Source organism: Microcystis sp. M079S1 (assembly GCF_020246425.1).
Taxonomy (GTDB): Bacteria; Cyanobacteriota; Cyanobacteriia; order Cyanobacteriales; family Microcystaceae; genus Microcystis; species Microcystis aeruginosa.
Map to the genome: position 1 here is coordinate 1 of NZ_JADBSZ010000046.1, position 11,795 is coordinate 11,795.

The window sequence follows — 11,795 nt, forward strand, 5'->3', positions numbered from 1 at the left end:
TGTCAGTCTGTAGAGCGACCATAAGACCAGAACAGAGTAAATCTGTTAAGGCAGGTGCGAAAAATCCTTCGGGAAAGAAGCAGAAACCCAAATCGTGAGGTTTGGGAATCGCCGTCCGTTTTACGGCGGCGAGGATGTCAACAGCGTCTCGGTAAAGAAACAATTCTCTGTCGAGTTCGTCGCGCCCCTAAATCCGTTTTAGCTAAACACATCGCTTAAGCTGAGAAGTCCCATGAATGAGTCCTTATATAAATATCATCGGCAAAAATTAGAGCAGTTAATGGCAGAAATTGGCTGTAAAAATCTGGAAGAATTGAGTCAGTTATCGGGTCTATCTTCTTGGCAATTGCAGAGAGTTCGCCATGGCTTAATCGCCAAATTATCCTCTGAATCTTTGGTGAAATTAGCTAATGCGCTGCAGCTGCCAGTTAGCGATCTTCTCGCTCATTTTCAAATCCCGACGATGGGGACAGAGGATCGTTCAGGGGAATCAAAAATTCTCGAACAAGAGTATCAGAATTTACAGCAAAAATTAGACAAGCAAAAAGAAGAATTAGCCGCAGAATTTCAACGTCAAAGCATCGAAGCGATCGAATCTTGGTTAGTTCAATGGCCCACGGCCGAGGCCGTTGCCCGCAAAAATCCCGACCTAGCAGCCGTCAAAATCCTCTCCCTAGTTAAACCGATTATGCAGTTACTGGAGCGCTGGGGAGTGCAACCAATTGACAGTGTCGGTGATCATGTGAGTTATGATCCGCAAATCCATCAATTGATCGATGGTCAAGCAGCAATCGGTACACCCGTTTTAGTTCGTTATCGGGGCTATCGTCATGGGGAAAAACTACTTTATCGTGCTAGAGTGAGTTTAATTAAAGTAGAAATGCCGGAAATTCAACCAGCAGAAACAGAAAATGTCACCGCTTAAAGTGATAATTCTTGCAGAGCTTTGGTGCTGCGAAAAATTCTCTCGTGGTCTGCTTTTATCGAAAAAATCGGGTCTAAAACCTCGCCTTAAGGCGAAAAGTTTTTGGAGCGGGGCATAAATCCCCATTACAAAACTAATGGCGGCTTGATAAACGCCCTCTGAACGGTTAAGATGATATATGATTCGGAGGGAAAAATATGTCAACGCCCTACGATAACTGTTTTGACCACATTACTGATCGTCCAACGAAATTCTGTTCGCCAGCAATGGTTACAGATGGTTTGCGGAGGTTTATTTGTTGCCGATGTTAGGATACTACTATTAGCGACGCTTAAGCGAAACCCAACCACACCAATATCGTCAAGAATGTTGGGTTTCGCTCAAACCATTGAATTGAGCAGTTTTCTCCTAAGGATTAAATCGCTCAACCCAACCTACAAGCTGAAGAATAATAATTCAATTTGTATTTGTGCTACTTTGAAAACATGAAAGCAACGATCCGAAACGTTAAAATTAGCGAGATACCCACAGCGATCGAGCAGTTAGGTTTGTCCGCTCATGCGTGTGTCGATTTCACAATCGAGAATCATGAGATGACGGGGAACGAACAGGAAGAAACCACCCAAGCCTTGATGGAAGTGGTCAATGAAATTCGTTCTTATGCCAAGAGTCAGGGATTGACTGATGAGAAGTTGGAAGAGCTTTTAGTAGATGAATCGTGAACCCATTGTTATCGATACGAACGTCTTTATAAGCTTCGCCTTAAGCAGTACGACAACACCAGCTTTGGCTGTAGAATACGCGATTAATAACTTTATTATTCTGCAAAGTCCCGCAACCATAGGCGAGTTGGTCACAAAACTTCTTCTCCCAAAGTTCGAGAGGTACATTACACTGGAGCAGCGCCAACAACTGCTAGTAAGAATTTTGGAAATTTCGCTGCTGATTAGACCTACTGACCACACTGAAATTTGCCGAGATCGAGACGATAACAAATTCCTAAATCTGGCAACCAGTGGGGAAGCACGCTATCTCATTACTGGTGACAATGATTTGCTTATACTGCAACGCTATGGGAAAACAGAGATCGTTACACCAAGGGAATTTTTAAAAATTGTTCGGCGGTGAAGTACAAAAAATCCAGTTTGAGTGAGATGATCGAAAGAACAACATCGATATCGAAAAACACGGGATAGACTTTAATTTTGCCAAGACAAGTGACTTAAGCAGTAGGTTGGGTTGAGCAATAATAACTTTTGTCTGTCAAATATTAGTGACGCTTGAGCGAAACCCAACCACACCAATGTCGTCAATAATGTTGGGTTTCTAACTGGGATTGGTGCGTTACGCTAACGAAGAGCGCACCCTACTGGACTACACGCTAACTTTTATCTCATCGGTAAAGATTGCAATCCAAAACAGAGACCTTGACAGACTCGTGTTAGGAAATTTAAGTCCAAAGTAGCGATTGTATCCTGAGAACTATGATAGTAGGGATTACGCATATTAGCCGTATCTGTCACCATAATTGCCGAATAACCGCGACTCCAAAAAGGAGAATGATCGCTGCGTCGAGTATCGGGGACGATATAACCTCCAAAAATTACGGGCAACCACTCGCAGGGAGTCTGATTTTCCCGCAGGACTCGACTGAGAAAATTTAAATCCTTGCGGGTTTTGAGATTGCCAATCAAAGCGATAAAATCCCCAGTGTTGGGGTAAAAATATTCTAGAAAAGCTGGATATTTTTGAGAATGGGGATTTTTATCACAGTAACCGAGCATTTCTAAGGATAACATTAACCTTAAATCCTGCTTAGTTTGTTTTAATTTTTCTGCGTAGGCAATGCTCCCCAGTAATCCGTATTCTTCTAGATCGAAGGCAATTAAACGAATTGGATAATTAGCCTGATTCTCCCCAAAAAACCTCGCTAATTCTAATAATACCGCTAATCCCGTGGCGTTATCGTCAGCCCCCGGCGACCCCGGCACCGTGTCATAATGAGCGCCAATTAAAATCGGAGGTTTTTGACTATTATTAGGCAAATCCAAGATTAAATTTTCGTAAACTTTTCCCTGAAATGAGAAAAAATGTGATTCAACTTTTCCCCAATTGCCTAACTCTTGCCGCAGGTATTCTCGCACATAAAAATGTCCTTGACTAGAGAAAAAAGGGTTTCTTTCTCGGACAATTTGTTCTAGGTGTTGGCTTAAGCGATCGCTAAGAAGATCAAACATTGATAGCAGCAGATAATTTAATCAAAAGAGCCAATGGATAGAGAAACTGAGGGAAAAATCGGGGAGAATAATAATTGTTAATTATAAAATATTCTGTGGGGCTAAAATCATGACAAATCTCCAGTTGACTAGCTATGATTGTATCGTTGTCGGGGCGGGATTAGCAGGATTAATCGCCGCGCGTAATCTCCAGAGGCGAGGTCATCAAGTTCTGGTAATCGAAGCGCGAAATCGTTACGGTGGCAGAATGTCTGGTCAATATCTCCCCTCCGGACAGTGGATCGATCGAGGTGGTCAGTGGGTGGGCCCAACCCAAGAGCGTTTTTTAGCCCTCCTCGACGAGTATAAAATACGTCGTTTTCCCTCTCCCAATCAGGGAAAAACCGTCCTAGTGTTCAACAACAAACGCTATGAATTCAATGGTTTTTTTCAAGGTTTCCACGAGGGAGAAGTACCCGATATCGGCACGGAAGAATGGCAAGATGCGATGTCAGCATGGGCGCGTTTTCAAGAACTAGCCAAAACCCTACCTTCAGGTTATCCCCAAGGCAACGATCACACCAAAAAACTAGACAGTAAAACTTTTGCCCAGTGGATTGAAGAAAACACCAGCACAGATTTTGGTCAATGGTATTTTGCTTATATGGCGCGTGCAGTGGGGTTTCTCGGACCAGCCGAACCCCAACAAGTCTCACTGCTGCACGTTCTTTGGGGACAAAATTGCGCCGCTCAAGCTGAACATCCAGAAGCCGAACTGATCCATGGCGGAGCAGGACAAATTCCCGACAAGATCGCGGCGGAGTTAGGAGAGCGAATTCGACTGGGGGAACCAGTTTTTCGCCTTAATTACGACTCGGCCGGTGTCACCATAGAAACCAGCCAGAACAGTTTTACCGCCAAATTTGCCATCATTGCCATGCCACCCCATCTTGCCGGCCGCATTATTTATCATCCCCCGCTGCCACCCCAGCGAGAACAACTAACCCAACGAGTACCGATGGGATGCTGCGCTAAAATCCTGATTTCCTACGAGCAACCTTTCTGGCGAAAACAGGGACTAGCGGGAGTTGCTCAGGGGAATTGTCAATGGTTGGAACTCTGTGCTGATAGTTCCGATCCCGAAACCGGCGTCGGGGTAATCGCCACCTTTGTGGTTGGCGATCGCTATAACCGTTGGCGCTCCATGAGTAGTCCGGCGCGCCGTGCCGCCGTCCTCTCGGATTTAGCTATTTATTTCGGTCAAGAGGCCCTTTTCCCGATCAGTTACGATGAGGTGGATTGGCCCGGGGATCCCTGGACTGGTGGCGCATATTCCGCTTTTATGCCCCCCGGAGTCTGGACAAGTTTCGGCGAGGCTCTTTTTACTCCCGTCGGACCGATTCACTGGGCCGGCACAGAAATGGCCGATCGCTGGCCGGGATTTTTTGAGGGAGCGATCCGCACCGGTGAGGCAGCGGCCGATCGAATCGCCTTGCTTTTGCGGGAAAAATGAGCATCTACAGGGCTAAGACACTTTTTAGGTCAAAAAAGTCATCATAGTCAATTTTCGGGGGCTAATAGGGCAAAAAAATCTTAAATCATCACTATTTCGCCTTGGTAATGTTCGACGAAATATTGGACACGATGACGATATTCTTTAATTGTCCGATCGACCCATTCCCGCTGCTCACTGTTAGCATATATATGTACTAAAGGTTCTCCGGCATCGGGTAAAATCAATACCCAGTCATCATTAAGGGGATTAATCACCTTCACCCCATCAATTAACTCTAGATTGTCGGTAGCGTGAGTCTCCACCAGATAGCGCATCAGAGATCCCTTGACTTTCCAAGGACAGCGCACCGCCGTATTCTTATTATAAATGCGCGGTAACTCGGCCCGCACCTGAGCTAGAGAACGTTCCTGAATGGTTAACATCTCCAAAAGTTTCGCCACGCTGAACATGGCATCGAAACCGGGATGTAATTGCGGAAAAATAAAGCCAGTTTGCCCACATCCTCCTAAAACCACATTAGGATTGGTTTGACATCCTTCCATTAAAGCGCTAGGACTGGCTTTTGTCCGCACCACCCGGCCATCGTGACGACGCGCGATCTGTTCCACGGCACTAGAAGCATGAACCGGCACTACCACTGTACCGCGAGGATGGGCGGTCAGAATTGTATTCACCATTAGAGCAGTTAATTGTTCCCCGCGAATCGATAAACCACTCTCATCGACGAGGACTAATTGTTCCCCGTTGGCCGAAACTTGTACGCCTAAGTTCGCTTTCAGGGCCTCCACCACATGGCCCAATTGATGGATCAGTAACTCTCTTTCCTGCATGGAAAGGGCATTCTGACGTAAACTGGCATTGAGAACCACGGCATCACAGCCAAATTTGGCCAGTAATTCTGGTAAAATTGCCCCTGAGACTCCGTAGGCGTAATCAATGACGATTTTGGAACCACTATTGCGAATGGCCTCCACATTTAGCTGAGTTTCAAAGGTTTTGCGGTAATTATCGAGAATATCAGCCGGATAGGACATACTGCCGATTTCCTGCATTCCCACCCGTCGCAGATCTTCTTTGAAATAGGCCCCTTCGATTTTCTTTTCCCTCGCTTTGGAAACATTAATTCCTTTTTCGTCTAAAAACTCGATTAAGAGAAAATCTGGGCGATCGGGATGAATACGAACGTGAATGCCACCGACTACGTTTAATTTAGCCACTAAAGTCCGCGAAATCGGTAAAGCATTCGCTTGTAGGTTTTGGATATTCACCCCCACGGACATTAAACCGGCAATCAGCGATCGACTGACCATGCGCGAGACACTACGTTGATCCCGGGAGACGATTACCGTTGACCCCGGTTTCAGGATAGAACCGTAGGATGCCCCCAGTTTAACGGCGAATTCGGGCGTGATATCGATGTTAGCGAGGCCCGATACTCCTCGTTGACCAAAGAGGTTTTTATGGGCAGTATTTCCCCAAATCAGGTTAATATTGAGGATGGCTCCCGATTCGATCCGTTTACTCGGCCAGACTCTGACCCCGGAATTGATCTGCGCTTCTTCCCCCACGATCGATAATTGTCCGATCACCGCACCTTCGTGTACCTGGGCCCGTCGATCGATTCTGGTTCCCCTAGCGATCGTACAAGCGGCTAAATTGACCTCATCCCCGATCACCACACCATTCCAGAGGATGGGACGTTTCAGATCGGAACCAGCACCGATGGTGACATTATCGCCGATAACCGAACCCCTCTCGATCAGAACATTTGCACCAACGCGGCAATGATTGCCGATCATGGCCGGGGCCTCAATGTGAGCGCTAGGATCGATATAGGTATTAGTACCGACCCACACCCCGGGGGATTTTTCTCGATAGGGAAATTCTAGGTTAACTTTGCCAGATAAAGCGTCGTATTGCGCTTCTCGGTAGGCCTCCAGATGACCGACATCGCACCAATAACCATCGGCCACATAACCATACATAGGTTCGCCCCTTTGCAGCAGCAGCGGAAACAAATCTTTAGAAAAGTCGGCTTCTTCTTTGTAGGGGAGATAATCGAGGACTTCTGGTTCGAGAATATAGGTTCCGGTGTTGACAGTATCGGAAAAAATCTCGCTGGTGGATGGTTTTTCGATAAAACGGCGAATTCTGCCTTCTTTGTCGGTAATCACTACCCCAAATTCGATCGGATTGGCAACCCGCGTCAGGACGAGGGTTGCTTTCGAGTTTTTACTTTTATGGAATGCGATCGCTTTTTGCAGGTCAAAATCGGTGATACTATCGCCACTAATCACCAGAAAGGTATCATCTAACCATTCAGCAATATTTTTCACACATCCTGCGGTGCCTAGGGGTTGATCCTCCTCGACAGCGTAGGTGATTTTTACCCCAAAGTCGCTGCCGTCTTGAAAGTAGTCGCGCATGACATCGGGGAGATAGTGCAGGGTGGTGATAATTTCGGTAATGTCATGCTTTCGTAGTAAATTGATAATATGTTCGGCGATGGGACGGTTGAGAATCGGTACCATCGGTTTGGGAAGATCACAAGTAAGCGGACGTAATCTTGTCCCTGAACCACCTGCCATTAATACCGCTCGCATAATTTCCTCCCAAGGCTATCTTTTCGCCGTTTTTAAATAGTTTTTGCAAATTATGGCTTTAGTTTCCCGACCTCGATCGAGCCAGTTCCTAACCGGCATTCTAACACCGTCCCCCCGATTCAGAACAATATTTTCTTTTCCCAAGCTGGCAAAACCAAAGCTTAAAATGAGAGATGTGAATTGTCTAAATCTAAGGATGAGATGGCATGAGACTGGTTATTTTTCTCTTAATAATTGTTTACGGTGCCGGTGGTTGGAAATTCTGGAATGGGTACAGAAGCACTAATTTTAGTTCCAGTTTACCCAATCGTTTGGCTCTAACGCTGTTCTGGCCGCTTCTGTTGGCTGTTAATCCCGCCTATCGCAAGAATTTTCAAAAAGCCCTCAAGGGCAAATAAAATTAACTGACGGTTCGCTCATTTTCCACATATAGTGTTTTTGGATTAAGCTATCCACTGCCTGTAGTGGCATAAGTTGAACTAATACCACTACAGGTAGGTTTGATCAGTCATTGAAACACTACCTATAGTGATTCCCGAACTGAGAGAATTAACATACTGCCAAAATCGCAGCCATAAAACAGAAAGTGGGTGGGTATCGAGGCGTTTTTTACCTGATTAGTCGAGATTACCCCCCGAAAAAACTTCTAAATAATCCACGGCAATCAACAGTTTAGCCGTATGGCTTATTATGGTTAGGGAAAAAATTGGGGTCGTAGCTCAGTTGGATAGAGCGAGTGCCTCCTAAGCGCTAGGCCGCCGGTTCGATCCCGGCCGATCCCGCCTTTTTCAGTGATCGGTAAACAGTAAACAGTGAAAAGATGCTGGGAAACTGCTATTTATAGCGCTTTTCACGTTACTGAGGTATCGACAAGTTTTGCCAACAAAGGGCTTAAGCCCCTTGCCCATGCCTCATTCTGATAAAAACTGCTATAGCATCAACCCCATTATCGAAATATTTACGGGCTTAATTAAGCCCGTAGGCACGGCTACGGGCAACTTCTAGAGGTTAGGCTTGATCGCTTCTGTTCTTGTTAATCTGTCGGATGATTTCAATCATTTGAGCGTGTCGATCATCCATTCTCTCTAGATGCCGGTAAAAATCGGCTTGAGTCTCATAAAAATCTGATTGTGCGCTTGCTATTCGAGCTAGGTAATCGTAAAGCCCTTTTTTCTCCTGTTTCCGTTCCTCGCGGTCACTAGCGACGGCATCAGCTAGGGCTTGAATAGCGCGAGCGTTCGATTCCACTATTCTCTCGATCCGCTCTAATCTGTCTTCTGACATTTTGGTAAACTCCTAATAGACTAATTCTTGTCCCCCACCGATGCCCGTCGGATGGGGGAATAACTTTAATTATGGGCTTTTCGATGCCAACGCTGATCCGATTTCCTAAATTCCCACTGTAATGCGATCTCATCAGGAGTCTTAATCTTTCCTGACTATTACCAAGTCAGGGAGACAAAATCAAGGGTTTTCCCGTTACAGGAAAACCCACATATAGCACTTTTCACGTTACTGAGGTATCGACAAGTTTTGCCAACAAAGGGCTTAAGCCCCTTGCCCATACCTCATTCTGATGAAAACTGCTATAATACTGCTCACTTAAAACTCAAAACTTAAAACTGATCACTGATCACTGATAACTGATAACTGATCACTGATATTTATCTTCTCATTCTGCCCTTAATTTGATACCAAAGCCTTCTTAAACGTAGATCGAGAGAAAAACCCCGACGGGTGGGAATAACAATCGTGCCACCGATGCGATCGTGGAAAGCGCGGTTCAATTGTTCATCACCGATCGCCATACCACAATCGGCGAAAAGGGGCGAAGATAGTAAAATCAAACTTAAAGGATTGCCAAAAAAAGTATTTAACCCTACCATCATTAAAGCTGCCCCCCCACCAGCGATCGCCTCTCTTTTGCTTAACTCCAAAATTCCGGGTAAACGCTGAAGTCGTAGATCGATGATCTTCATATCCAAGGCCCAACGGCCTAAACTCTGACCCTGATTCTGCGCTACTAATAACACCCGCAAACACCACCAAATCAGGAGAAAAAGGAAGAATTGCAGTACAGGTGTACCGTTAGCAAAGGAGCTTAAAAACCAGATCGAGGCAAAGTCGATCAGGAAAGCATAGGCGCGACGATCTAAGGGAATTTTCGGAAATTTTTGCGGTAGATTATCTTCAGGCGGGATGGGGTAAACCATAAAAGACCTCTTGTAAAAATCAAAAATTGTTGTTAGGGTTAGGGGTCAGTAGCCAGTAGTCAGGAGTCAGGAGAATTAAGAATGAATGATAATCAGTTAAATGGTCTATTTACACACTTTATGCCATTTAATTCTTATTTTTGCCGTTTTTGAACCCTGAAAAATTAATTATGCAAGAGATTTAAAGTAAATTCTCGGAAAAATCCTGCGGTTTATCTTCCACTTTAATCGGGAAATTGGCAATTCTAGGATAGTTGTCTCTTGTCTTTTTTCTCCCCCTGTCTCGGAGTCTTCCGTCTCGGAGTCTGCTCACCTAACCGAAGATTTTTGATTTTTACAGGAGATATAATTATTAATCGACTCGGAGATCTAAGCTACCATTGAGCAAAGGTAGCCCAGAATACAGGGATAATCATGGAGCAAGATTCATTAACAACGGAGGTTATTCTGACCCATCCGCGGCAAAGTTTGGGGGAGATCCAATTGGATTGGATGCCACAACCGGGTAATTATTTGGCCTTAAAAGGACAAACCTATGCGGTTTTGGAACGTCACCACCAGTATCAATACAAGATTGGTGGCTATTGTTTACGCAAAATATCCCTTTATGTACAAACTGCTCCCACTCCTAACGAAAAAAGTTTGATTGAAGGACGTTGGGTGATGGGGGATGCTAGTTGTCGTTTTAACGCCAGATCCGAACTGTTGCGCTGTGCGATTAACCCCTCCGGTCCCTGTCAAGATTGTCGTTTTTACGAAACTATTAACCCTTAAAAGAGCCTTTTTTCGGCAACAATCTGGCTATATATTGATCAATCGCCCATGAATCATCCTTATTCTTGGATCGAGGACAGCTTAAAAACCCTCCATCGGGCCAATTGGTATCGAAGGGTTAAAACCATTCAAGGCCAGGGCGGAGCCGTTATAGAATTAGAGGGTCGATCGCTGATCAATTTTGCCAGTAATGATTATCTGGGATTAGCAGCCGATGAAAGAATGATCGCGGCAGCCATAGCAGCGACACAAAGCTATGGAACTGGAAGCACCGGCTCGCGTCTATTAAGTGGACACCGAGATATTCATCGAGACTTAGAATTAGCGATCGCATCTTTTAAAAATAGCGAAGACGCGATCGTTTTTAGTTCGGGATATTTAGCCAATTTGGGGACAATTACCTGTTTAGTCGGGCAGAAAGACCTGATTTTAGGCGATCAATACAATCACTCTAGCCTCAAAAATGGAGCCAAGTTAAGCGGTGCCACGGTGAAAGAATACCGGCACAATAGTCTCGAGGACTTAGAAAATCAGTTATTAGCCCACCGTCATCACTATCGTCATTGTTTACTGCTCACCGATACAGTGTTTAGTATGGATGGGGATATCTGTCCCCTAGCGGGAATTCTCGCTCTAGCCGAGATTTATAATTGCATGGTTTTGGTGGATGAGGCCCACGCTACCGGGGTTATGGGGGAAAATGGCACAGGTTGCGTGGAATATTGTGGTTGTCAGGGACGGGAATTAATTCAGATGGGGACACTGAGTAAAGCTTTGGGCAGTTTAGGGGGATATGTGACCGGAAACGCCAAAATTATCGATTTTATCCGCAATCGCGCCGCCACCTGGATTTATACTACCGGTTTATCCCCCGCCGACACCGCCGCCGCTAGAATGGCTTTAGAGATTATTGGTCTGGAACCGGAACGTCGCCAACGCTTACACCAAAATATTAATTTTGTCAAGAGTAAATTAAATAATTTTAATATATTGCCTTCAGAAGCGGCGATTTTATGTTTACCGGTAGCCAATCCGGGTCAAGCCCTAGAATTATCGCAAAAACTGCTAGAAAAAGGGATTTTTGCCCCCGCAATTCGTCCTCCTACCGTTCCCACCAGTCGTCTGCGTTTTACTGCCATGGCCACCCATAGCCTCGCCCATCTAGAGGTTCTTGTCCAGTCTATTGGCGAATCTTTCCCCACATAGGGAAAAAGTTTTTCGTGGGTTGTGGGTTGTGGGGTGTGGGTTGTGGGTTGTGGGGTGTGGGGAACGGTTAAGTTGAGCGGCGGCAGACAACCTTAGCATCACCACCGTCCGCTCCCGACCGTCCGCTCCAGCGCGTTGTTATGCTGCGGCAGGTTTAGGGACTCTTGAAAGGATTGACAATTTTCAGCCCATCAATGTCTGAATAGTTAGTAAAAGTATAGTCAAATATAGACAGACTGAATTCCATTTCAGAAATTCCCTTCACTTTTACTTCGAGAGATTGATTCTCCTTGGGTGAACTACGCACCTCTCTATCCCATAGCGGTTAAACGCATTTGGGAA

The 11,795-nt window shown here is 45.4% G+C and carries 11 protein-coding genes, 1 tRNA gene and 1 pseudogene; 9 read left to right on the forward strand and 4 right to left on the reverse strand.

The annotated features are described in order from the left end of the window. Nucleotides 1-138: 138 nt before the first annotated feature. The 4 genes and pseudogenes from IM456_RS23195 to IM456_RS02560 form a co-directional block, all read left to right on the forward strand. Nucleotides 139-219 (forward strand): annotated as a pseudogene (locus tag IM456_RS23195) (chromosome partitioning protein ParB); the annotation flags it as partial. A gap of 13 nt (nucleotides 220-232) precedes the next feature. After that, nucleotides 233-925, forward strand: a complete 693-nt coding sequence (locus IM456_RS02550) for a helix-turn-helix domain-containing protein (RefSeq protein ID WP_287691735.1) — start codon at nucleotides 233-235, stop codon at nucleotides 923-925. 485 nt (nucleotides 926-1,410) lie between these two features. Further along, nucleotides 1,411-1,647, forward strand: coding sequence for a hypothetical protein (locus IM456_RS02555; protein WP_287691736.1), 237 nt, complete (start codon nucleotides 1,411-1,413; stop codon nucleotides 1,645-1,647). Continuing rightward, nucleotides 1,637-2,053: a putative toxin-antitoxin system toxin component, PIN family gene (locus IM456_RS02560; protein WP_108935328.1), complete on the forward strand. Its 417-nt coding sequence runs from the start codon at nucleotides 1,637-1,639 to the stop codon at nucleotides 2,051-2,053. The genes IM456_RS02555 and IM456_RS02560 overlap by 11 nt, the downstream gene beginning before the upstream one ends. Nucleotides 2,054-2,313: 260 nt before the next feature. On the opposite strand, the gene IM456_RS02565 is transcribed toward IM456_RS02560, so the two are convergent. After that, entirely contained in the window at nucleotides 2,314-3,162 is an 849-nt protein-coding gene (locus IM456_RS02565) for a M28 family metallopeptidase (protein WP_002763416.1), read from the reverse strand. Nucleotides 3,163-3,271: 109 nt separating this feature from the next. Here IM456_RS02565 and IM456_RS02570 point away from each other — a divergent pair, with 109 nt between their 5' ends. Further along, on the forward strand, nucleotides 3,272-4,654 hold the full coding sequence (locus tag IM456_RS02570; protein WP_287691739.1) for a flavin monoamine oxidase family protein: 1,383 nt from the start codon (nucleotides 3,272-3,274) through the stop codon (nucleotides 4,652-4,654). A gap of 80 nt (nucleotides 4,655-4,734) precedes the next feature. Here IM456_RS02570 and IM456_RS02575 read toward each other — a convergent pair whose 3' ends face one another. Further along, the gene (locus tag IM456_RS02575; RefSeq protein ID WP_287691741.1) at nucleotides 4,735-7,260 is read right to left on the reverse strand and encodes a mannose-1-phosphate guanyltransferase; all 2,526 of its coding nucleotides are present in this window, start codon (nucleotides 7,258-7,260) and stop codon (nucleotides 4,735-4,737) included. A 206-nt stretch (nucleotides 7,261-7,466) separates the two neighbouring features. On the opposite strand from IM456_RS02575, the gene IM456_RS02580 reads away from it, so the two are divergent. Both IM456_RS02580 and IM456_RS02585 read left to right on the forward strand, forming a co-directional pair. Further along, complete coding sequence (locus IM456_RS02580; protein WP_045356121.1) at nucleotides 7,467-7,658, forward strand: hypothetical protein; 192 nt, start codon at nucleotides 7,467-7,469, stop codon at nucleotides 7,656-7,658. 310 nt (nucleotides 7,659-7,968) lie between these two features. Further along, nucleotides 7,969-8,042, forward strand: a tRNA-Arg gene (locus IM456_RS02585). A 226-nt stretch (nucleotides 8,043-8,268) separates the two neighbouring features. On the opposite strand, the gene IM456_RS02590 is transcribed toward IM456_RS02585, so the two are convergent. Together IM456_RS02590 and IM456_RS02595 are read right to left on the reverse strand one after the other, a co-directional pair. Further along, nucleotides 8,269-8,544, reverse strand: a complete 276-nt coding sequence (locus IM456_RS02590; RefSeq protein ID WP_002763421.1) for a hypothetical protein — start codon at nucleotides 8,542-8,544, stop codon at nucleotides 8,269-8,271. Nucleotides 8,545-8,924: 380 nt separating this feature from the next. Continuing rightward, nucleotides 8,925-9,473: an RDD family protein gene (locus IM456_RS02595; protein WP_061433414.1), complete on the reverse strand. Its 549-nt coding sequence runs from the start codon at nucleotides 9,471-9,473 to the stop codon at nucleotides 8,925-8,927. A gap of 414 nt (nucleotides 9,474-9,887) precedes the next feature. Here IM456_RS02595 and IM456_RS02600 point away from each other — a divergent pair, with 414 nt between their 5' ends. Next, complete coding sequence (locus tag IM456_RS02600) at nucleotides 9,888-10,247, forward strand: DUF6464 family protein (RefSeq protein ID WP_002747143.1); 360 nt, start codon at nucleotides 9,888-9,890, stop codon at nucleotides 10,245-10,247. A 48-nt stretch (nucleotides 10,248-10,295) separates the two neighbouring features. Then, the gene (bioF, locus tag IM456_RS02605) at nucleotides 10,296-11,453 is read left to right on the forward strand and encodes an 8-amino-7-oxononanoate synthase (protein WP_149988014.1); all 1,158 of its coding nucleotides are present in this window, start codon (nucleotides 10,296-10,298) and stop codon (nucleotides 11,451-11,453) included. Nucleotides 11,454-11,795 lie beyond the last annotated feature (342 nt).